General features: G+C 64.2%; 21 protein-coding genes. 7 read left to right on the top strand and 14 right to left on the bottom strand.

Features of this window, described 5'->3' with window-relative positions:
* Positions 1 to 12 precede the first annotated feature (12 nt).
* Together aguB and CCE89_RS04745 are read right to left on the bottom strand one after the other, a co-directional pair.
* Positions 13 to 888, bottom strand: coding sequence for an N-carbamoylputrescine amidase (aguB, locus tag CCE89_RS04740; protein WP_086436818.1), 876 nt, complete (start codon positions 886 to 888; stop codon positions 13 to 15).
* 49 nt (positions 889 to 937) lie between these two features.
* Positions 938 to 1,882 carry a class I SAM-dependent methyltransferase gene (locus tag CCE89_RS04745; protein ID WP_234989939.1) on the bottom strand — a complete coding sequence of 315 codons (945 nt, stop codon included), beginning with the start codon at positions 1,880 to 1,882 and terminating at the stop codon, positions 938 to 940.
* 99 nt (positions 1,883 to 1,981) lie between these two features.
* Here CCE89_RS04745 and msrA point away from each other — a divergent pair, with 99 nt between their 5' ends.
* Both msrA and CCE89_RS04755 read left to right on the top strand, forming a co-directional pair.
* Entirely contained in the window at positions 1,982 to 2,524 is a 543-nt protein-coding gene (msrA, locus tag CCE89_RS04750) for a peptide-methionine (S)-S-oxide reductase MsrA (RefSeq protein WP_086437018.1), read from the top strand.
* Positions 2,525 to 2,530: 6 nt separating this feature from the next.
* Positions 2,531 to 3,364, top strand: coding sequence for a hotdog family protein (locus tag CCE89_RS04755; RefSeq protein WP_086436820.1), 834 nt, complete (start codon positions 2,531 to 2,533; stop codon positions 3,362 to 3,364).
* Here the strand turns inward: CCE89_RS04755 and CCE89_RS04760 are convergent.
* Together CCE89_RS04760 and CCE89_RS04765 are read right to left on the bottom strand one after the other, a co-directional pair.
* Positions 3,355 to 3,825 carry a DM13 domain-containing protein gene (locus CCE89_RS04760; RefSeq protein WP_086436821.1) on the bottom strand — a complete coding sequence of 157 codons (471 nt, stop codon included), beginning with the start codon at positions 3,823 to 3,825 and terminating at the stop codon, positions 3,355 to 3,357. The two genes, CCE89_RS04755 and CCE89_RS04760, sit on opposite strands and share 10 nt — an antisense overlap.
* A 99-nt stretch (positions 3,826 to 3,924) precedes the next feature.
* On the bottom strand, positions 3,925 to 5,169 hold the full coding sequence (locus CCE89_RS04765; RefSeq protein ID WP_086436822.1) for an RsmB/NOP family class I SAM-dependent RNA methyltransferase: 1,245 nt from the start codon (positions 5,167 to 5,169) through the stop codon (positions 3,925 to 3,927).
* Positions 5,170 to 5,226: 57 nt separating this feature from the next.
* Here CCE89_RS04765 and CCE89_RS04770 point away from each other — a divergent pair, with 57 nt between their 5' ends.
* The gene (locus CCE89_RS04770) at positions 5,227 to 5,385 is read left to right on the top strand and encodes a DUF1674 domain-containing protein (protein ID WP_086436823.1); all 159 of its coding nucleotides are present in this window, start codon (positions 5,227 to 5,229) and stop codon (positions 5,383 to 5,385) included.
* 113 nt (positions 5,386 to 5,498) lie between these two features.
* On the opposite strand, the gene CCE89_RS04775 is transcribed toward CCE89_RS04770, so the two are convergent.
* The 4 genes from CCE89_RS04775 to CCE89_RS04790 all read right to left on the bottom strand — a co-directional run bounded on the left by CCE89_RS04775 (position 5,499) and on the right by CCE89_RS04790 (position 11,328).
* Positions 5,499 to 6,908: a cytochrome P450 gene (locus CCE89_RS04775; RefSeq protein ID WP_086436824.1), complete on the bottom strand. Its 1,410-nt coding sequence runs from the start codon at positions 6,906 to 6,908 to the stop codon at positions 5,499 to 5,501.
* 64 nt (positions 6,909 to 6,972) lie between these two features.
* A complete protein-coding gene (gene hemH, locus CCE89_RS04780; RefSeq protein WP_086436825.1) occupies positions 6,973 to 7,995 on the bottom strand; it encodes a ferrochelatase in 1,023 nt (340 codons plus the stop codon).
* A gap of 91 nt (positions 7,996 to 8,086) precedes the next feature.
* On the bottom strand, positions 8,087 to 10,360 hold the full coding sequence (locus CCE89_RS04785; RefSeq protein WP_086436826.1) for a xanthine dehydrogenase family protein molybdopterin-binding subunit: 2,274 nt from the start codon (positions 10,358 to 10,360) through the stop codon (positions 8,087 to 8,089).
* 2 nt (positions 10,361 to 10,362) lie between these two features.
* Positions 10,363 to 11,328, bottom strand: a complete 966-nt coding sequence (locus CCE89_RS04790; RefSeq protein WP_086436827.1) for an Mrp/NBP35 family ATP-binding protein — start codon at positions 11,326 to 11,328, stop codon at positions 10,363 to 10,365.
* Between the two features lie 115 nt (positions 11,329 to 11,443).
* Here CCE89_RS04790 and hflK point away from each other — a divergent pair, with 115 nt between their 5' ends.
* The 3 genes from hflK to CCE89_RS04805 all read left to right on the top strand — a co-directional run bounded on the left by hflK (position 11,444) and on the right by CCE89_RS04805 (position 15,091).
* Positions 11,444 to 12,553 carry a protease modulator HflK gene (gene hflK, locus CCE89_RS04795; RefSeq protein ID WP_086437019.1) on the top strand — a complete coding sequence of 370 codons (1,110 nt, stop codon included), beginning with the start codon at positions 11,444 to 11,446 and terminating at the stop codon, positions 12,551 to 12,553.
* Positions 12,554 to 12,556: 3 nt separating this feature from the next.
* Positions 12,557 to 13,399 (top strand): protease modulator HflC, encoded by an 843-nt coding sequence (gene hflC, locus CCE89_RS04800; protein ID WP_086436828.1) that lies wholly within the window; start codon positions 12,557 to 12,559, stop codon positions 13,397 to 13,399.
* 168 nt (positions 13,400 to 13,567) lie between these two features.
* Positions 13,568 to 15,091 carry a Do family serine endopeptidase gene (locus CCE89_RS04805; protein ID WP_234989940.1) on the top strand — a complete coding sequence of 508 codons (1,524 nt, stop codon included), beginning with the start codon at positions 13,568 to 13,570 and terminating at the stop codon, positions 15,089 to 15,091.
* 87 nt (positions 15,092 to 15,178) lie between these two features.
* Here CCE89_RS04805 and CCE89_RS04810 read toward each other — a convergent pair whose 3' ends face one another.
* From CCE89_RS04810 to CCE89_RS04825, 4 genes are all read right to left on the bottom strand, one after another.
* A complete protein-coding gene (locus CCE89_RS04810) occupies positions 15,179 to 17,422 on the bottom strand; it encodes a transglycosylase domain-containing protein (RefSeq protein WP_407640387.1) in 2,244 nt (747 codons plus the stop codon).
* Between the two features lie 109 nt (positions 17,423 to 17,531).
* Positions 17,532 to 17,957 (bottom strand): peptide-methionine (R)-S-oxide reductase MsrB, encoded by a 426-nt coding sequence (msrB, locus tag CCE89_RS04815; protein ID WP_086436830.1) that lies wholly within the window; start codon positions 17,955 to 17,957, stop codon positions 17,532 to 17,534.
* A 209-nt stretch (positions 17,958 to 18,166) separates the two neighbouring features.
* Positions 18,167 to 18,838 (bottom strand): glutathione S-transferase family protein, encoded by a 672-nt coding sequence (locus tag CCE89_RS04820; protein WP_086436831.1) that lies wholly within the window; start codon positions 18,836 to 18,838, stop codon positions 18,167 to 18,169.
* A gap of 225 nt (positions 18,839 to 19,063) precedes the next feature.
* Positions 19,064 to 19,450: a hypothetical protein gene (locus tag CCE89_RS04825; protein WP_086436832.1), complete on the bottom strand. Its 387-nt coding sequence runs from the start codon at positions 19,448 to 19,450 to the stop codon at positions 19,064 to 19,066.
* A gap of 73 nt (positions 19,451 to 19,523) precedes the next feature.
* On the opposite strand from CCE89_RS04825, the gene CCE89_RS04830 reads away from it, so the two are divergent.
* A complete protein-coding gene (locus CCE89_RS04830) occupies positions 19,524 to 19,895 on the top strand; it encodes a VOC family protein (protein WP_086436833.1) in 372 nt (123 codons plus the stop codon).
* Between the two features lie 15 nt (positions 19,896 to 19,910).
* On the opposite strand, the gene metW is transcribed toward CCE89_RS04830, so the two are convergent.
* Both metW and metX read right to left on the bottom strand, forming a co-directional pair.
* On the bottom strand, positions 19,911 to 20,516 hold the full coding sequence (metW, locus tag CCE89_RS04835) for a methionine biosynthesis protein MetW (RefSeq protein WP_143255962.1): 606 nt from the start codon (positions 20,514 to 20,516) through the stop codon (positions 19,911 to 19,913).
* Positions 20,513 to 21,607 (bottom strand): homoserine O-acetyltransferase MetX, encoded by a 1,095-nt coding sequence (gene metX / locus CCE89_RS04840; protein ID WP_086436834.1) that lies wholly within the window; start codon positions 21,605 to 21,607, stop codon positions 20,513 to 20,515. The genes metW and metX overlap by 4 nt, the downstream gene beginning before the upstream one ends.
* Positions 21,608 to 21,704: the final 97 nt, after the last annotated feature.

The raw sequence follows: 21,704 nt of genomic DNA on the forward strand, positions 1-21,704 counted from the left end.
TCCGGCACGCGATCAGACATCCTCGCAGATCCGCCCGTAAAGCTGCGGGCGGCGGTCGCGGAAGAAACCCATGCCGGCGCGGTGCGTCGCGGCCTGGTCGAGGTCGAGCGTCGCGACCAGCACGCCTTCTTCCTCCTTGCCGAACTCGGCGATCATGTCGCCCCATTCGTTGGTGATGAAGGAGTGTCCGTAAAAGGCCTGCTCGCTGCCGGTTTCGACTTCCTTCCCGATCCGGTTGGAAGCGATCACGGGCATGCAGTTGGAGACGCTGTGGCCCACCATCGCGCGCTGCCACATCCGGCTCGTGTCGAGGTCCGCGTCATAGGGTTCCGAGCCGATCGCGGTGGGGTAGAACAGCAGTTCCGCGCCCTTCAGCGCCATGACCCTTGCACATTCGGGATACCACTGGTCCCAGCACACGCCGACGCCGATGCGGGTCTTGCCCGCGCTCGTTGGCACGTCCCAGACCTTGAACCCGTCATTCCCCGGGCGGAAATAGTATTTTTCCTCATAGCCCGGCCCGTCGGGGATATGGCTCTTGCGATAGGTGCCCATGATCTCGCCCGAGGCATCGATCATGGCGAGCGTGTTGTAATAATGGTGTCCATCACGCTCGAAGAAGCTGGTCGGGATTGCGACCTTCAGCTTCGCTGCCAGCTTGCGCATGGCGATGACCGAGGGGCTTTCGAGCGTCGGACGCGCCAGCGCAAACAGCGCCTCTTCCTCGGTCTTGCAGAAATAGGGGCCGGAAAAGAGTTCGGGCGGCAGGATGATTTCCGCACCGCGCGCGGCAGCCTGCTCGACGAGCTCGGATACGGCGTCGATATTCTCGGATGCCTCAGTGCGGCCAAGCGCGAGTTGAAGGGCGGCAACGGTGATTTCTCTCATGCCGCCGCCCTTTAATCCTGACTGAGCTGCTTGAACAGCCCGAGGGGCGTCAGTCAGCCTTCTTGAACAGCAGCGTCATGCGGTCGCTTTCGCCGATCGCGAGATAGGCATCGCGGTTTGCCTCGCCGTAGCGGAGCACCGGCGGAAGCGTCCAGACGCCGCCTTCCCAGTTGGCGGGATCCTTGGGATTGGCGTTGATTTCGGAACTACCGACGAGTTCGAAACCGTGCAGTTCGAACAGCTTGATGACATCGCTCTGGCGCATGTAGCCACGCGCCGGATTGACGTCGGCATAGCTCGCATTGGCAGGGGCGCGATGCTGCACCACGCCAACCATCCCGTCATCTGCCAGCATGGAATGAATGTTCTTGAGTTCCGAATCGGCCATGTTGGCGTTCCACAGCCCGTGCATCGAACGGAAGATCAGCACGCGATCGATCGAACCGGCCAGCGCTTCGGGGACTTCGTCGGTCTCGAAGGCGGAAATCCTGTCGGCAGCTACGCCGGTCGTCTCTGCTGCAGCGGCAGGAAAAGTGCTCGGCCACGCGCGGGCTTCGGCTTCCTGATCCGCATCTCTGAACGTCCGCATCTCGGTATCGCCCGTGAGGGCAACGTAGCGGCCTTCAGGGGCGATGTAGGGTGCCAGCACGCGGGTGTACCAGCCACCGCCCGGGCCATATTCGGCAACGGTCATGCCCGGTTCGACCTGGAAGAAAGCGAGGGTTTCGGCAGGGTGGCGATATTTATCGCGCGCACGGTCTTCGTCGCGGCGATCATCGGCAAGCACCTGCTGGAGCGAACCGAGTTGCTGCCCCTCAGTAGCGGCGGCCTCAGCCGCAGCTTCCTCTTTCTCTTCAGGACCCAGAACCGTGTCGAGCAGCCTGCCGAGGACCTGCCTGGTGTTCGACTTCTTCTGTTCCTGCGCCAGGACAGGCGTTGCTACCATCGCACTCGCCGCCAGTGCCAAGGCTGCCGTTCCGATCAGTTTACGCATCAATCACTCCCATTCCCACGACATTCACGTGAATTGCGACCCGACATGGTAATCCGCGGTGCCGCTCCTATGTTCCAATGGAACTATACGGAGTTATCTATGAGCGACAAGCAACAGGCGATCATCGCGGGCGGCTGCTTCTGGTGCACCGAAGCGGTGTTCCGCGACGTGGTGGGCGTGAGCGAAGTGGAATCGGGCTATATTGGCGGCACGGTCGAGAACCCGACCTACAAGCAGGTCTGCTCGGGCACGACCGGCCATGCCGAAGCGATCCGCGTCACTTTCGATCCGGATACTATCTCGCTGCCAGAAATCTACGACGTCTTTCTCGGCACGCACGACCCGACGCAGCTCAATCGTCAGGGCAATGATGTCGGCACGCAATATCGCAGCGCCATCTTCCCGCTCGATGATGCGCAGCGCGCCGAGGCGGAGGCCGCGATTGCACGCTGGAACGAAGACAACGGTGGCGGCGCGGTGACCAAGGTCGAAGGCCCGGCCACCTGGTATCCGGCCGAGGATTACCACCAGGAGTACTGGGAAGGCGAAGGGCAGCGTAACCCCTATTGCCTCGCGACCATTCCGCCCAAGCTGATGAAGCTCCGCAAGAGCTTCCAGAACAAGGTCAAGGCAGAGGGCTGACCCGCCATGCCCGCACCGCCCGGCCCCGGCTATACTTCGGCCCATGAGGTGGCAGAGAGCGGTGCGGTCATCTTCGCCTGCTCGACCGACGTCGCTGCATGGCCCTGGCTGGAGCTTGCCCCGCAGCATCCGGTGGTCATCCAGACGCAGAACTTCTGGTCGAGCGTCGGGGCGGGTGCTGCCATGGGTTCGCTCGACGAAAGCAAGTGGAGTGCGCTGACCTGGACCGACTGGAACCTGGGCGAACGCGACGCGGGCGATGCGGTGCGCGGCGTTTATGAGCGGACACAGGTCGGGGACGATCTCGCCTTCATCACCCGGCTCTACGATGCCGCCGACCGCCTGATCGTCACCATGCGCGGCAAGGGCGTGGTGTTCCGCACGCGCAATTTCGAGAAATGGCGCGAGGGTTCGAAGAAGGAAGCGGTCTCGCGGACGCTCCTCGCGGATTTCGACTTTGCGCCGCGCGAATTGCTCGGACTGGGCGAGCGCGAACTGCCGCTCGTTTCACAGCTGGAGGGCGAGCGCGCACGGGCGCTCGTCAGCAAGGAAAACGGCCTGATGCCCGGCCATCCCTATTTCAGCGGTTCGGGCGATCACGTGAACGCGCCGCACCTCGCCGAGATTGCGCGGCAGATTGCAAGCCAGGTTGCAGGCGGCGCGCCGATCCTCGTCACGCATGGCGAGATGGACATGCACCGCTATGTCGAACTCGGCTGTCCGATCGATATCGAGGTGACCGGGCGCGAAGATTGCTCTGTTGCCCTTGCGATCAGCCAGCTCGACCGGTCCTGCGCGCGCCTCAGCATGAGCTTCAGCGAGCGAAACGATCACCGATAGCGGCCTGCGGTGATGAACTCGCCAAAGGTTTCGCACCACACGACGACGGTCGTGTATTCGTCCACGTTCAACCCCTCCGGCACGTCCAGCAGGAAACCGTCGAAGCTTTTGACATCCCCGATCAGGGCGGCGTCAGCCTTCAATGCCTGGAACCCGGCTTCATCCTCGACGAACTCTCGCGCGAGATAGACCTTGTAGTCCGGGCCCGGTGCCAATTCGCCTTGATGGGAAATGGAGACCCCGGACACGCTGATCGTTCCCTCGCCCCAGTGCAGGCTGTCGCTGCCGCGCAAGTCACGCGTCAATGTCGCGGAATATTGCGCGGTTTTCGCGGCTTGTTCGAGAACGGCTGCATCGGGCGCATCCTCTGCCGTGAGAATAGGAAGGAAGAAAACGCCCGCGCCAAAACCGATGGCAAGCGCCACTGCATGGGTGAAGCCAAGAAGAATAAATCGTTTCATGTCAGCTTTCCAAGGAACGGTGGCAAACCCATCGCGTTGTCGGGCCATTCGTTGGAAGCCGCCGATCGGTTACATCGGCGCAGACAGATATTGCGCGCGCTATTTCTTCCAGCGCGCGATGAAGAACCCGTCGAGGCCGCCAGCCGCTGGCAGCCTGCCGGGATGTGTCCGCAACCAGCCCTGTTCAGTCGGTGCGATCCCGTCGGGCAGTTCATCGGCAGTGATCGGCAGAGGCTCGAGGTCGAAGCTCTCATCGATCCAGGCGGCCTGTTCCTCGCCCTCCTCGCGCTCGAGCGAGCAGACCGCGTAGTTGAAGGTCGCCCCCTCGGGCAGCCAGTCGATCGCGCGGGCGATCAGCGCGCGCTGAACCTCGACCATCTCCTCGATCTGGCGCGGGCCGATGCGGTGCAGCACATCGGGATGGCGACGGCAGGTGCCCGTCGCTGTGCACGGCGCATCGAGCAGCAGCGCGTCGAACGCCTTGGCGGGCCTGTAAGCAAGCGCATCGGCGTTGACGATCTCCGCCTCCAGCCCCGTCCGCGCGAGATTGTCGCGCATCAGCTTGATCCGCCGCTCGCTGATGTCGAGCGCAGTGACCTGCCAGCCCTGGCTCGCCAGCTGCATCGTCTTGCCGCCCGGCGCGGCGCAGAGATCGAGGACACGCTTGCCGCCTCCGTCACCCAAGAGGCGGGCGGGAAGCTGCGCAGCGAAGTCCTGCACCCACCACGCGCCTTCCTCGAAGCTCGGCATACGCTCGATCGGCGTACCGCGCGGCATCCGCAGATGGCCCGGGACTATACTCCCCGCCCCCATCGCGACGGCGCGGGAGGCGGTTTCCGAGGCGTCCTTGAGGCACAGGTCGACTTCGGGCGGATCGGTCAGGCCCGCAGCAATGTCTTCCGCCATGCCTCCCCAGCGCATGCGCACGGCATCGGGCAGCGTCGGCGCTTCGGGCAGCGTCACTTCGCGCTTGGTCAATGTCGAGAACACACCATGTGCCAGCCGCCGAGGGCCTCCGCTGAGCAGCGGCAGTGCGGTCGCGATCACGGCATGCGGGGGCGTGCCGAGCCGCAGCCATTGCGCAAGCATCAGGCGCAGGACGCCGCGCGGCTTGGCATCTTCCGGCAGGCGCTTCTTTGTGGCGCTGTCGATCAGCGCGTCGAAGTCGGTCAGCCAGCGCAGGGTCTCGCCCGCAATCGCGCGTGCCAGCGCCCGGTCTGCAGGCCCCTTGATCCCGCCGAGCGCGGCTTTTTCCGCCTGGTCGAGCGTTTCGCCGCGCCGCAGCACGGCATCGAGCAATTTGAGCGCGCCGCGCCTTGCAGGAAGTCCGGGGGTTTCAGCCATTGGCCATGCCCCCTATATCGAAGCGAAACCCTCCGCCAGCTTTAGTGTTGATCAGGCATGACCCAAAAGAAATCACAAGAGGCCAAGCGCTTCGAAAAGCCCGCGCACTGGACCAACGATCCCCCGCCCGAACCTAAACCGGTCGAGGATGACGAGGAACTCAGCCCGACCCGCTATGGCGATTGGGAGAAGAACGGCGTCGCGATTGACTTTTGACGCTGGCGCGACGCGCATCCGCGCGCGCGATTTCTCGCTCACGCTACCTGACGGTCGCATCGCTGCGGGCGGGCGGTCGCCCTTGCGGTTGCTACGCAACCGGATTCCTCATTTCAAATAGGACGGAAGGTCACTTTGAGCCCGTCCTTGGGCTTGGGGATCGGCCACGCCTGCCAATCCGGGTCGTACCCGTCCTCGATCACGATCTCGTAACGCTGCAGCAGCTGCGCCATCAGGATCTTCACCTGCATGTAAGCGAAGTGCAGGCCGAGGCACATATGCGCGCCGCCGCCGAACGGCACCCAAGCATATTTGTGGCGCTCGCGCACCTTCTCGTTGGTGAAGCGCATCGGGTCGAAGGTCTCGGGATTGTCCCAATACTCGTCCGAATGGTGCGTCCAGTTGATATTGATGCCGACCGGCGTACCCGCCGGGATGCGATAGCCGCCATATTCGAACGCCTTGAGCGCACGGCGCGGCATGGAGGGGACGGGCGGGATGAATCGCAGCGCTTCCTTGAACGCCATTTCGGTCAGTTCGAGCTTGCCCAGATCGTCATATGACAGGGGCCGCGGCTTGCCCGAAGCATCGGGACCGCCGGTCACCGCGATGACTTCCTGGCGCAGCTTCTCCTGCCATTCGGGATTCTTGGCGAGGAGATAAATCAGCGATGTCGCGGATGACGTGATAGTGTCATGCGCGGCCATCATCAGGAAGTTCATGTGATCGGCCACTTCGTCGACCGGCAGCAGCGAGCCATCCTCGCGGGTCGCCGTGGCGAACTGGCTGAACATGTCCTGCCCGCCGCCCTCGGCGCGGCGGCGATGCGTTTCGCGCGTGAAGAAATCGATCAGGAAAGCACGCCCGTCGACGCCCTTTTTCATCTGGGTGAAGGGAAGCGGACGGCGCACCGGCGCGACCGAAGCCTGCACCGCGTCGACGAAAGCCTTGTTGATCTGGTCCGCTTCCGGGCCCCAGGGAATGCCGATGAAGCTGTCGGCAGCCAGATCGAGCGTCAGCGCCTTGATCGCGGGATAGAACTGCATCGGCTTGCCGCCCCAGTCCTTTACCGTTTCGGATATGCCGCGATTGAGGCTGCCCGAATAGTGACGCATCGGATCGGGCTTGAACGCGATCGATAGCGCACGCCGGTCAATCCGGTGATGGTCGAAATCCATCAGCATCAGTCCGCGCGGAAAGAGCTGGTCGAGGATCGGGCCCCAGCCCTGCTCGCTCGAGAAGATCTTGTCGCGGTTCATCAGGAGCATCTCGTTGGCCTCGGCCCCGATCAGCGCGACGTTCCAGCCGCCGAAGGCGCGCGTCTTGTAAACCCGGCCATAGGTTTCGACCATGTGGCGGGTGAAGCCATGCGGATCGGCGAGCATCTTGAAGGTGTTGCCGACTATCGGCCAGCCGCCTTCGCCCGGGATGTGGGCGAGATCGCCGGGATCGGGGTGACCCTCGGTCCAATGCTTCGGGGCCGAACTGTGGGCGGCGGGGGAATCGGGTGCGATGGTAGCCATTTGGGTTCTCTAGCGCGCGTTACTTACCACAGTGTAAGTAATATGCCCCGCTAAATCCAGCCGCCTATATCCACCCGCTCAATTCGCGCCTTATGATCGCCTCCAGCATGTCCATGCCTGCGTCGGATGTGTTGAGGCAGCTGAGCACGGCGTAGTCTTCCCCGCCTGCTTCGGTGAATTGCTCGCGACCCGCAATCGCCAGCTCTTCGAGCGTTTCGACGCAATCGGCGGCAAAGCCCGGCGCCGCGACCACGACCCGTTTCGTGCCGCTTTCCGCTTCCTTGATCAGCGTGTCGTCTGTCGCCGGCTCGAGCCATTTGGCCGGGCCGAAACGCGACTGGAAGGTCGTCACGATACGCATGCCGTCGCGCTGCAGTTTCTCGCCGAGGAGCCGCGCGGATTTCATGCATTGGCAATGGTAGGGATCGCCGAGTTCTAGCGTACGCTGCGGCATGCCGTGAAAGCTCAGCAGCAGGACTTCGGGATCGAAAGCGAGCGCATCGAGCTGGCGTGTCAGGTCGACGGCGAGCGCATCGATATAGGCCGAATCGTCATGATAGGGTGGCAGCGTCCTCAGGCTCGCCTGCCAGCGCATGGACTTGAGCGCGTCTGCCGCCTTGTCGACCACGGTCGCGGTCGTGGCGGCGCAATATTGCGGATATAGCGGGGCGAGGAGGATACGATCACATCCCGCTTCCTGAAGCGCGGCGATCTGGTCCGGGATCGAGGGATTGCCGTAGCGCATCGCGTACCGAACGTGCGCCTCTTCGCCGAAGCGATCCTGCAGCCCCTCGGCCTGTTCGCGGGTGATGACGGCGAGTGGAGAGCCGCCCTCGGTCCAGACCTTGGAATAGGCCTCGGCGCTCTTCCTGGGCCGGGTGTTGAGGATGATCCCGCGCAGGATCGGTTGCCAGATAATCTGCGGGATTTCGATCACCCGCTTGTCCGACAGGAACTCGCCGAGGTAGCGCTTCACCGCCTTCGGCTCGGCCGCTTCGGGCGTGCCGAGATTGACGATCAGCACGCCGACGCGGCCGCTCTTCACGGGCACGTGGTCTGCAGGGAGGGCCTGTTCTTTCCAGGTCACGCGGTCACCCTGGAGGGAACCGCGCCTGGAACCTCTTGAAAGCGCCTGCCGCACATCATCGCGGCGGTCCTCGTGACATCAGACAAATACATCATATGCCGCCGGAAAGTAGAGGCAGACGGCGCAATCGCAAGCCTGTCGCCGAATAGAGCGCATTGGCGATAGCGGGAGCTGCCACCACCGCGCCCAGTTCGCCCGGATCGGCGGGCGGCGCGGAAGAATTGACGAAGTCGACCTCGATTGCCGGGCAGTCCTCCAGCGCGGGCAGGTTGAGATTGCCGAGACGCTGGACCGTCGGGAGGCCCGAGCGGTAGCGCGTGCTCGCCCCCATCGCGCTCGCGAGGCCGAACACAAGCCCGCCCTCGATCTGCTGGCGCGCGATATCGAGATTGACGATCCGCCCGATGTCGACGACCGCGGTGAGATTGGTGACGCGCACGCCGCCCTCGCCCGCCCGCGCCCTGGCGACGCAGGCGATGCGCCCGGCATCCTCGCCCTCGCCGATACGGTGGCAGGCGATCCCCTGACCGCTCTGCTCGATCCCGCCGTCCCAGCCGGCCAGCCGCGCCGCTCGCTGGAGACAAACGGCCATGCGCGGATCGCCGCCGAGCATCGATATTCGGAAGGTCAGCGGCTCGCGATTGTTGCGCCGGGCGACCTCGTCGATGAAGCTCTCCATCGCGAAGGCGGTGTAGGTATGCGCATTGCCGCGCATGCGCCCGCACGGCAGGCCGATCTCGACCGGCACATGCTCGACGCTTGCATCGAGAATGCCGTAGAGCGGCATCGCCCCTTCGCAGGCCATCGCATCCGGCTCCCCGCTGGTGTCCCGCACCGCGGCCCAGCTGACCTTGTTGTCGAACAGGCGTTGGCCGAACTCGCGATTGGCGGGCGGCGTGGCGATGCGCGTCTTGAGCCCGGTGATCTGCCCCTGTGCCTCGGCCCTGATTCCTGCCGTCACGAGAATCGCGGCGGGCTGGCGCGGACGGGTGCGCAACATTTCCTGCCAACGCGACCAGGTCAGCTGCACTGGCTTGCCCAGCTCGCGGGCGATCATTGCAACCTCGATGATGTGGTCATGTTCGAGCCGGCGGTCGAAACTGCCGCCAGCGGGCATGGGATAGAGCACGACATCTTCGACCCCGATATCGAGCGCGCTCGCTGCCGCCTGCCGCGCGCTCTCGGGTGCCTGCGCCGCGGCCCAGATCTCCAGCCGCGATCCGTCGAACCGCGCGGTCGCGCTGGCGGTTTCGAGCGTCGCATGAACGCCCGGTTCGAAGTCGTAGCGCAAGGCGAGGTCGGCGTTGCCGCCGCTCGAATAGCCGCTCCCGCGTTCTGCGATCAGATGCGCCTCACCCTCGCGCAGGGCGGTATCGAGCCGTTCCTCATAGTCGTCGCTATCGACGAGATAATCGACCTTGAAGCGCGGTTTCATCGCATCGAGCGCCTTTTCGGCCGACCACCAGTCGCTCGCCGCAACCGCCAGCCAGCGCTTGCCGCGGACAACGCCTTCAAGCCCGCGAATGCCGCGCGCGTTGAGGTGATTGAATTCGGTCAGCTCCGCCTTGTCGACCGGACCATGCCGGATCGCGGCGTGGACCATGCCCGGAAGGCGCACGTCACCGGCAAACTGAAACCGTCCGTCGACCTTGGACGGCAGGTCGAGCCGGGGAAAGGCGCTGTTGCCCTCCGCCTCGCCCGGCAGCGATTGTTCTGCAGGAGCCTCGGGGCGCAGGGGCGGCGGATCGGGCGGCTCGTAGTCGGCGGCCTGCGCTGCAAGCTCGGCAAAGCTCAGGCGCTTGTCGCCGTGGATGATGAAGCCGCGCTCCGCCTCGCATTCCTCCCAGCCGACATCCCATTGCGCCGCTGCTGCCTGCGCCAGCATGGCACGTGCGGAGGCCCCCGCGTGACGGCAACCGTCTTCATAGGCGGCAAGCGAGGTGCCGTCCGCCGTGGCGGAAAAACGTGCGCGGTGCGCGAAGCGCTTTGCCAGCAAATCATCGGGCTCGTCGGCCAGACCTGCGCCAAAGGGCATCCAGAGAGGAGCCCAGCGCGCCGCCAGCGGGACATTGGCATAAGTGCCACTGACGGGAGCGGGTTCGACCGCGACCTGCCGCCAGTCCGCGCCCAGTTCGCCCGCCACGATCTGCGGGAGGAGCGTGGTTATCCCTTGCCCCATCTCAAGCTGCGGCACGGCAACGGTGACCACGCCGTCGCTCCCGATCTTGAGCCAGGCATCGAAGGCATATTCATCGCGACCCGGCTCGAGCGGGTTGGGGTAGCTGCGCGGGAAAAGCGTCCATGCGATAACTGCGCCGCCTCCCAATGCAGCGCCGGTCAGCAGGCCGCGGCGGGTGATCGCCATCGTCAGGCAGGCTCCTGCGCCAGCCAATCGGCAATTTTCGCGGCAATTGCGCGGAAGGCATCGCCCTGCTCGCTATCGGAGGCGGCCACCGGTTCGCCGCTGTCACCGGCCTTGCGAATGTCGAGCGTGAGCGGAATGCGCCCCAGGAACGGCAGATCGATACTGTCGGCGACTTTCTCGAAACCGCCGCTGCCGAACGGATCGCTGGTCTCGCCGCAATGGGGGCACTGATAACCTGCCATGTTCTCGACGAGGCCGATGATCGGCACCTTGCCCTGCTCGAACAGCTGTCCGGCGCGCGCAGCGTCGATCAGCGCGAGATCCTGCGGGGTCGACACCAGCACCGCGCCATCGGGCTTGTGCTTCTGCAGCATCGAAAGCTGCACATCGCCAGTGCCCGGCGGCAGGTCGATCAGCAGAAGCTCGGTATCGCCCCAATCGGCATCGACCAGTTGCGACAGCGCATTACCCGCCATCGGACCGCGCCAGGCGAGCGCCTGCGCCGGTTTGACGAGGTGCCCCATCGACAGCACCGGCACGCCGTATTTGCTCTCGATCGGGATCAGCTTGTCATTCTCGGCGCGCGGTTTCTGCCCTTCGGTCGCCAGCAGCTTGGGCTGCGAGGGGCCATAAACATCGGCATCGACCACGCCGACCTTCATCCCCATGCGCTGCAATGCGACCGCGAGATTGGTGGTAAGCGTCGATTTTCCGACCCCGCCCTTGCCCGACCCGACCGCAATGATCCGGCGATGCACCTTGTCGGCCATCATCGCCACGCGGACCTCGCTCACGCCCTCTTCTTCACCGAGGATATCGGTGATGGCGCGCTCCACATCGCTGCGCTCGCCAGCGCCGAGGCCGCTCGCATCGACGACGACAACCGCGCGGTCGTTCACCATGCGGGCAGACTTGACTCGCGCCGAGAGGGATTCAGGAAGACGGTCGATCAAGGATAGTTCACTCATTGCTGCGGGCACTAGCATCAAATTCGCGCGCGCAACCCCTGTTTTTCCCCAGAACGCTACCTATAAGAGAGTTATGCAGATCTTGGATGGGTTCAGAAAATCACTCGGGCTGGCGATGGCCGGCAAGAAAAGCCCCTGGGGCAATGGCGGCGGATCGGGCTCCGGCTCGGGCGGCAGCAGCGATGCCCCCTCCGGCGAAAGCGGCGGCTCCGACGGCGGCGGCCCGCGTAATCCGTGGCTCCCCGGTGGAGGTGGCAGCGACGGCAAGCGCAAGTCCGCGAGCATCGAGGATATCTTCAAGAACCGCGGCCCCGAAGGTCCGCGCCGCAAGGGCGGTGGCCCCGGCGGCCCGAACTTCCGCCTGCCGGAGCGGCCCGGCGGCAAGAGCTGGGGCCCGCTGCTGATCGGCGCGGCCGTGGCGCTATGGGTTCTCGTGTCGAGCGCGCACCAGATCGCGCCGCGCGAAGAGGCCGTCGTCACATGGTTCGGCGGCAAATATTCGACGACGCTCGATTCGGGCCTCAAGTTCACTCTCCCCTGGCCGATCCAGGTGGTGGAGAAGGAAAACGTCAGCGGTATCCGCTCGGTCACTATCCCTGAAAAACTGATCCTGACGGGCGACCAGAACCTCGTCGACCTGAGCTATCTCATCCGCTGGAACATCAAGGATCTGAAGCAGTACCAGTTCCAGCTCGCCGATCCGTCCGAAACGGTGCAGGAAGCGGCAGAGACCGCCATGCGCGCCTCGGTCGCCGAAAAGACGCTCGACACGGTGCTGTCGGGTGAAGGCCGTGCGGACATCGAACAGAACGTGCGCCAGCGCATGCAGGATATTCTCGACGGATACCGTTCGGGCATTGCGGTGCAGGGTATCGAGATCAACAAGACCGACCCGCCGCAGCAGGTCATCGAAGCCTTCAATGACGTGCTCGCCGCCCAGCAGGATGCCGAGCGCGACATCAACCAGGCGCGCCGTTATGCGCAGCAGCTGCTCGCCCGGGCAGAAGGTGACGCGGCAGCCTTCAACCAGATCTACGGCGAATATCGCCTCGCGCCCGAAGTGACGCGGCGTCGCCTTTATTACGAGACAATGGAAAGCGTGCTTTCGAAAACCGACAAGACCATCATCGGAGCCGAAGGGGTAACCCCTTACCTGCCCTTGCCGGAGGTCCAGCGCCGTGCGCGCGAAGCCCAGCAGAGGGCGCAGCAGGCGGGAGAGCAGTAAGCCATGGATACCATCTGGCAGAACTACAAACCCGTCCTCGTCGCTCTGATCGGCCTCGTCATTGCCGCGATCATGAGCCTCGTCATCGTGCCCGAGACGCACCAGGCGGTGGTGATCCGTGCAGGTAACCCCGACCGCGTGGTGAACATCTTCCGGCCCGACGTGCCTTACGGCCAGACCAATGCGGGAATCGTTGCGCGCATTCCGTTCTACGAGCGGGTGCAGATGATCGATCGCCGCGTGCTCGACCTCGACATGGACAACCAGCAGGTCCTCACCAGCGACCAGCAGCGCCTGCGCGTGAACGCCTATGCCCGCTTCCGCATCATCGACCCGACGCTGACGGTCGAGAGTGCGGGCGATGAGGACAATGTTCGCATGCAGCTCGAACCGATCCTGACCTCGGTCCTCAGGCAGGAGCTGGGTCGCCGAACCTTCGCTTCGCTGCTGACCGCCGAGCGGGGCAATGCAATGAGCAACATCACTGCCCAGCTCGACCGGCAGGCGCGGCAGTATGGCGCGCAGATTCTCGACGTCCGGATCAAGGCTGCAGACCTTCCCGAAGGCACGCCGCTGCAGGCGGCGTTTACCCGCATGCAGTCCGACCGTCAGGAAGAGGCGGAGACCATCCGCGCACAGGGCCGCAAGAACGCGCAGATCATCCGCGCCGAAGCGGAAGCCGATGCGGCGAATACCTATGCCGATGCCTATGGCAAGGATCCCGAGTTCTATGACTTCTACCGCGCGATGGAGAGTTATCGCCGGACCTTCGAACAGGGTGAAGGCGACAGCTCGATGATCCTCGATCAGGACAGCGAATATTTCCGCCAGTTCCGCGGCCAGTGACAGGCCGGTCGGAGCGGACGGCATCTGTCCGACGAACGGTTGATACTGCCCCACAGGTGCAGTGACCGTTCAACGGGCGTTCACCGCTTTCTGTGGCAGAATGCGGGCCGAAGAACGGAAACAAATGGGCGCCTCGAGCGCTCGTGACATGAAAAGGAACGAGAGGACGTGAAGCCAGTGCGCTACGTTTATGGACTTTCAACCGCGCTGCTCCTTGGCGGCGCAACGGCCACCCTCGTCACCGGCTTTCCCGCCGGAGCGCAGGTGGCGCAGAATGACGAACGCCAGATGAGCCAGGTCGTGCCGCGAGCCGGCGCGCCTGCCAGTTTTGCCGACCTGACCGAACAATTGCAGCCGGCCGTGGTCAACATCTCCACCCGCCAGCGGGTACAGGTGCAGACCAATCCCTTTGCCGGAACGCCATTTGCCGAGCTGTTCGGCAATCGCGGACAGAACGGCCAGCCGCAGACGCGCGAGGCGCAGTCGCTCGGCTCGGGCTTCATCATTTCGTCGGACGGCTATGTCGTTACCAACAACCACGTCGTATCGCCGAACAATCGCGCGACGCTGGAAGAGATCACCGTCACCATGCCTGACGGGACGGAGTACGAAGCCGAGCTCGTCGGTACCGACGCGGCATCCGACCTCGCCGTCCTGAAAATCCAGGCCAACCGCACTTTCCCCTTCGTGGAGTTCGGACGGTCGGGCGATGTGCGCGCGGGCGACTGGGTGATCGCGATCGGCAATCCCTTCGGCCTTGGCGGAACGGTTACCAGCGGGATCGTTTCCGCCGTGCTGCGTAACGCAGGCGGCGGTGCCTATGACCGCTACATCCAGACCGATGCCAGCATCAACCGCGGCAATTCGGGCGGCCCGCTGTTCGACATGCAGGGCAATGTGATCGGCATCAACAACGCGATCATCTCGCCCACCGGCGGCAGCGTCGGGATCGGCTTTGCCATCCCTGCAGACGTCGCCGCGCCGATTGTCGAGCAGCTGCGCGCGGGCGAGGAAATCGAACGCGGCTTCCTGGGCGTGAGCATCCAGCCGATCAATGACGATCTCGCGGATTCGCTCGGCCTGCCGCGTAACCGCGGCGAGTTCGTCCAGACCGTGCAGCCCGATGGCGCGGCCGACCGCGCAGGGATCCGTCCGGGCGATGTCGTGATCAGCATCGATGGCCAGGCGGTGACCGAAGAGCAGACCCTGTCCTTCCTCGTCGCCAACATCACCCCCGGCACGCGCATTCCGATCGAGCTGGTCCGCGACGGCGAACGCCGCACGGTGCAGGCCACCGTCGGCAAGCGTCCGAGCGAGGAAGAGCTGCGTCAGCAGCAGATGTTCGACCCTGATGCCGAGCCCGAAACCGGGCCCGAGACCTCGGACGGTCTGATCGAGGAAAAGCTCGGCCTGCAGGTCATGACCATGACCCCGCAGATCGCGCGCCAGCTGGGCGCGGATGAGGACCTGACCGGTCTCGTCATCGGCGCGGTCGATCCGAATGCCGATGCCGCCCGCAAGGGCCTGCGCCGCGGCGATATCATCCTCACCGCTAATTATCGCGCGGTGGCGCAAATCGCCGACCTCGAGGCGATTATCGCCGAAGCAGAAGCTGGCGGCCGGGATGCTGTGCTGCTGCGCATCCAGCGGCGCGGAGGCCAGACGGCCTACTTCCCGATCCGTCTGCGCTAGGCGAGGCCAACTGCCGAAAAGAAAAGGCGCTGCGGAGAGATCCGCGGCGCCTTTTTCGTTTGCCACTCCGGTCCGGGAGGACGGCGTTTAATTGGGCGGTGGTGGTTGTTCGCGGTTCCGCTCGTTCGGCCTGTCCGAGGGACGGATCGTGCGCGGCATCGGAGGCCTCTGCGGATCGGGCGGAAGCTGCTGCCCCGTGGCCCGCTCCAGAAAATCGTCGCTGGCCGCCTGAGAGTCCTCGCCGCCGCCATCGGAGCGAGGTTGCCGATCGTCCCCCGGCACCTGCTCGCCTTCGACCGGGAACGGCAGACCGTTTTCATCGACTTGCTGGCCCCGGCCCGGCTCGATCAGATTGCCCTGCTCGTCGATGAAATAATAGTCGTCCGGATCGCCGAAGAAGTATTCGTCATCAGGTTCGAGTTGCCATTCGGGCAGCTTGAGATCGGTGTCGAATTCCTCGACCGGGCGATCCTTGACGGCGTAGCGCATGAAGGCCGCGAAAGCCTGCGCCGGCGCGCGGCCACCCTGCAGGCCCGCAACGCGCTGATTGTCGTCGCGTCCCATCCACACCCCGGTCGTGATGCCTGAGGAAAAGCCGACGAAATAGCCATCCTTGTTGGAACTGGTCGTGCCGGTCTTGCCCGCTACCGGGCGGCCGATCTGCGCCGCCTTGCCGGTGCCGGTGTTGACCGCCGTCTGCAACAGGTCGGTGATGCCAGCTGCGACATAGTCCGGCACCAGTTTCGAGGCGCGCGTCGCCTCGTGCTCATAAAGCACTTCCCCGCCTGCGGTTGTGACCTTGGTCACGCCATAAGGCTCCACCGAGGTGCCGCGCGCCGACACCGCGGCAAAGGCCCGGGTCATGTCGATCAGGCGCACTTCGGAAGAGCCGAGCACCATCGAAGGGTAGGTCGAAATCGGCGTGGTAATGCCGAAACGCCGCGCCATCGAAGCGACAGTGCCGAAGCCGACTTCGTTGCCGAGCTGGGCTGCGACCGTGTTGATCGAATAGGCGAAGGAGGTGCGCAGATCGATCTCGCCGACATTGCGGCCCGAGGAGTTGCGCGGGCTCCACCCGTTGATCGTCACCGGCGTATCGACCACGCGATCATCCGGCGTGTAGCCGGCTTCCAATGCGGCGAGAAACACGAACAGTTTCCAGGCCGAGCCCGGCTGGCGCATCGAGTTCGTCGCACGGTTGTAATTCGTCTCGACGTAATCGGTCCCGCCGACCATGGCGAGAATCGCGCCGTCGCGATCGAGACTGACCAGCGCGCCCTGCGCCCCGTCCGGCGTGTTCGATTTGATCGAGGCGGTCGCAGCGCGCTGCATGCCGACGTCGATCGTGGTCCATACCTCGATCGGCTCGAAGGTTTCGGGCAGTAGCAGGTCGAGCTGCGGCAGCACCCAGTCGGTGAAATAGCGCACCGAGTTCTGCCCGGTGCTCTTCTTGAGCTTCACCGCATCGACATCCACGGAAGCCTGCTGCGGAGTGATGAAGCCCTGCTGTTCCATCAGCATGAGGACCACCCGCGCACGATCGACCGCCGCATCGACATCGGCCGTCGGTGAATAGCGCGAGGGCGCCTTCACGAGACCGGCAATGATCGCCGCTTCCGCCGTCGAGAGCGTCGTCCCCGGATGGCTGAAAAAGTTGCGGCTGGCGCTGTCGATGCCGTAGGCACCGCCGCCGAAATAGACCTTGTTGAGATAGAGCTCGAGGATCTGTTCCTTCGAGAATTTCCATTCGAGCGCCATCGCCAGCACGGCCTCCCGCAACTTGCGGTCGATGGTGCGGTTGTTGTTGAGGAAGACGTTGCGCGCCAACTGCTGAGTGATGGTCGATGTACCGCCTACGCGCTCGCGCCTGCCGGTAAACCCTTCGATGATGGCGCCGGTGGTCCGGATCGGATCGATCCCGTAGTGCGAGAAGAAGCGACGGTCTTCCACCGCCACCATCGCCTGCTTCATCGAAGTCGGGATTTCGCTGTAGGACAGCCATTCGCCGAAACTCGGCCCGAGTTCGACGATCTCGCTGCCGTCGCGCGCGCGCACGAGAATGGTCTGCGCATTCTGCGTCGTCTTGAGCTGATAGTAGCTGGGGATGGACCGCGCGGCAAAACCGACCGCCACGGCGATCATCAGCGCGACGAGGACTGCGGCGCCGCCGCCCCAGATCGCCAAACGCTTGAACCAGCGACCGACGCGCGAACCCTCGCCGGAGCCGCCCGAACCGCCGCCTGACTTGCGCCGACGGGATTTGCCCGACGAGCGCGTTTCCTGCGCAAGCTGCTGCGACGCGGCTCGCCTGCCGCCACGCTTCATGCGCATCTTTGCTCCGCGTTTGGAATTCACCGCTCGTCAGTCACTCGCTTGCCACCCTGCATGGGCTCAAACTGCATAGGCGAGTTGTAACGCGTCGTGAACGGGGTATTCCCGCCTATTCCCCGTCCTTTTCGCCGTCGTTCTTCTCGTCGAAATCGAGGCTGAGCGAGTTGATGCAGTAGCGCATGCCGCCCTCTTCGGGTGGGCCGTCTGGGAAAACATGCCCGAGATGCCCGCCGCATTCGGCGCACAGCACTTCGGTGCGAACCATGCCGAAAGACATGTCGCGCTTTTCCTCGATCTTGTCGTTCTCGGCCGGCTTGGTGAAGGCCGGCCAGCCGCAGCCGCTGTTGTACTTCGCATCGCTTTCGAACAGCACGGTTCCGCAACCGGCACAGGTGTAGGTGCCTTCCTCGTAATGCTTGTCATACTGGCCGGTGAAGGCGCGCTCGGTCCCCGCCTCGCGCAGCACGTGGTATTGCTCGGGCGTCAGGCGCTCGCGCCATTCGGCTTCGGTCAGGTTCTTGGGGTTATCGGTCATCTGTTTTCTCCTCAAGCGCCGGCGGGGCCATCCGGCCCCTTGGCTATCCTCGCGCCTTGCGACCTGTTGCCCTGTCGCTTCGCTACATCAGTGCGAAGGTCGCGGCGCTGCGGGCGCGCAGTCGCGCTTGCGGTCGCTGCGCGACCGTTTGGCTCAATCCAGGAATTGGTGTGATCGCGTCGGAATTCAATCTCGAGCGCCGCGCGAAACTATATATCTATCTGCGCATAGTGCGCAGGCGGCTGGATCACCTCCATCCGCTCGGTCAGCAGCGGGCGGAAGCTCGGGCGGCTCTTGAACACCGAATACCAGCCGCGCGTTTGTTCGTGCCCCTTCCAGTCGATCCCTCCGAGGTAATCCGCGACCGAGATCTGCGCCGCCGCGGCGAGATCGGCAAGGCTCATCTGCGAACCCGCCAGCCAGGGGCGGTTATCGATCAGATAGTCCATGTAGTCGAGATGCCCGTGCGCCATCTTCATCGCTTCGCGCAGCGCGCGCGAATCGGGCGGCTGGCGCAGCACGATGCGCTTCTTCATTCGTTCGGAGAGAAGAGGCGCGGTGACGTCGGCGTAGAAGTTCTCGTCGAACAGGGCGACAAGCCTGCGGATCTCGGCCCGGTTGGCGACAGTGCCGTTGATCATCGGCGCCTTGTCGACCGTCTCTTCGAAATATTCGGAGATTGCCCGGCTGTCCGACAGCACGATCTCCCGCTCCGCATCGACCAGCACCGGCGTGCGGCCTGCCGGATTGAGGTTGTAGAACATGTCCGACGCAGCCCAGGGGTCCTCGCGCACCATATCGTACGCGATCTGCTTCTCGCCCATGAGCAAGCGGATCTTGCGACTGAACGGACAAAGAGGGAATTGGTAGAGGCGCCACATACTTGGCATTGCTAATGCCTCAAGCAGCACGCTCCGTCCACATAACTAATTGGCAAAAAGAGTTGCCCGCCGGCCGAAGCCAGCGGGCGGCGCACACGATCGTCAGCTACCCCCGTGCTCGATCTGCGCGCGAAATGTCCGGGCCATGAGTTCTGACCATCATTCCGGCTTACACGAGGGTTTAGTTCATCTTCACTTAGCGAAAGCTGAACGAAAAGGTGTCGATCAAAGCCCCGACAGGTCGAGCATGGCGAGGCAGGCCGGCATGACCTGATCGATCTCGCCCGACTCCAGCAGCCGCTGTGCCTCCGCCTGCGCCATACGCGCGGCGTCTTCGCGGCCCATGCCGGTCTCGTCCATGATCTGCGCCATCGTGCGAACGAAGAACTCGCGGCCCCGCTCGTCGAGGTCGGGCCATTGCCGCGCCGCCTCGTTATTGTTGGCCTGCCCGTAGGAGACGAGCGCGAAGGCAGCCGAGCACCGCAAGGCGGCGTTGCTCTCCGCCGATAGCGCGACGGGCGGGACATAGGGCTGCGCTTCAGCCTGCGGGGTGGACTGTGCGGGAACGGATTGAAGGGCAACCAGCGCCGCTGCAAAAAGAAAAGTGCTCATGCCGATTGCCTATAGCAGCGCGGATGAACCCCATGCTACCGCTCGCTGAGAATTAGGAAGAGGAGACGCAAGCATGTACAGTCACATGATGGTCGGATCGAACGACATCGAGCGATCGAAGAAGTTCTACGATGCAACTTTCAAGGCAATGGGCGGCCAGGAAGGGATCAAGGATGACAAGGGTCGTCTGATGTATCTCCATAACGGCAGCGCGTTCCTCGTCACGCCGCCGATCGACGGCAAGCCCGCAACGCATGGCAACGGCTGCACCATCGGCTTCGCCATGACGCCGGAACAGGCAGACGCGTGGCATGCCGCAGGCGTAGAGGCCGGTGGTACGGCGATCGAAGACCCGCCGGGGGAGCGCCCGGGTTCGGGCCTCTATCTCGCCTATCTGCGCGATCCCGACGGCAACAAGCTGTGCGCGCTACACCGCATGGGGTGACCCGATCGGCAGCCCTCAGCGGCTGAGCAGGAATACGGCGAACTCGGCGCGCCAATTGGCGCCCGAGGCGCCGACCTGCCGATTGCCGGCGAAGAACCAGCTAGCCTCCACCGTGACGTTCATTTCGCGCAATAGAGCGTGGAAGTCCTTCACGGTGAGATGGTGGATGTTCTGTGTCTCGTACCAGCTGACGGGCAGGTGGCGCGTCACCGGCATGCGTCCGCGCACCAGCAGGTCGCGGCGCATCCGCCAATGGGCGAAATTCGGAAAACTGACGAAGGCCTTGCTACCGACGCGTAGCAGTTCGTCCAGCATGCGGTCGGGACGCGCGGCGGTTTGCAACGTCTGCGAGAGGATCGCGTAGTCGAACGCCTTGTCGGGATAGTCCGCAAGATCGCGGTCGGCATCGCCCTGCACCACCGATAGCCCGCGCGCGACGCAGCGTTCGACCAGTTCGCCGTCGATCTCCATGCCGCGCGCATCGACATCGCTGCGCGAGGTGAGTTCCGCCATCAGGCTGCCATCCCCGCAGCCAATGTCCAGCACGCGGCTGCCCGGTGCGACATGCTCGGCTATGACGGCGAGGTCGGGCCGTAGCGCGCTTTTCTGCTCGGGGCTCATTCGAGGAACCCCTTCACCACGCGGTCGAGCGCGGGCACGTCGAGCAGGAAACTGTCGTGGCCGAAAGGCGCCGATAGCTCGACGAAGCTGACCTTGGCTCCCGACGCGTTCAGCGCATGGACCACGTGGCGGCTTTCCGAAGTCGGATAGAGCCAGTCGGTGTCGAAGCTGACCACGCAAAAACGAGCGCTCGTACCGGCAAAGGCATTGGCGAGCCGTCCGCCATGCTCCTCCGCGAGGTCGAAATAGTCCATCGCGCGGGTGATGTAGAGATAGCTGTTCGCATCGAAACGCTGGGTGAAGCCCGAGCCCTGATAGCGCAGATAGCTTTCCACCTGGAAATCGGCATCGAAGCCGAAGCTCTTGGAGTCGCGATCCTGCAGGCGGCGCCCGAACTTCTCGGTCAGCCCTTCCTCGCTGAGGTAGGTGATATGCGCAGCCATGCGCGCCACGGCGAGCCCGGCAGCGGGCACTTCGCCGTCATAATAATTGCCTTCGTTCCAGTTGGGATCGGCCATGATCGCCTGCCGCCCCACTTCGTGGAAGGCGATATTCTGCGCCGAATGGCGCGCCGTGGTTGCAATCGCGAGGACCCGTTCGGCGCGTTCGGGGAAGTTGGCCGCGAGGCTCAGCGCCTGCATTCCGCCCATCGATCCGCCGACGACGGTGTGCAATTTCTCGATCCCCAACCCGTCAAGCAGCGCGACCAGCCCGCGGGTCATGTCGCGGATCGTGATGACCGGGAAGCGCATCGCATAGGGCGACCCGTCGCTCGCCTTGGAGGCAGGACCGGTAGAGCCCATGCAGCTGCCGATGACATTGGCGCAGATCACGTGGAAGCGATCGGTATCGATCGGCTTGCCCGGGCCGACCATCCGTTCCCACCAGCCGGGCTTGCCGGTCATCGGATGGGTCGAGGCGACATATTGGTCGCCCGTCAGCGCATGGCAGATCAGCACCGCGTTGGACCTGTCAGCATTCAGCTTGCCATAGGTCTCGTACGCGATCTCCACGCCCGAAAGGGCCTGCCCGCTGTCGAGCGGCAGGTCGCGGGGGAGCGCATAGCTCTTCGAGGCGGCAGCAGTGGCCATGGGCGGCGTGGATTGGGCGAGCGCAATCGCCCTGTCAATCTCACTGTCACTTGCCCTATCAATCACACTGTCAATCGCGCACACTTCGGGCTATTGC

Source organism: Altererythrobacter xiamenensis (assembly GCF_900177715.1).
Lineage (GTDB): Bacteria > Pseudomonadota > Alphaproteobacteria > Sphingomonadales > Sphingomonadaceae > Erythrobacter > Erythrobacter xiamenensis.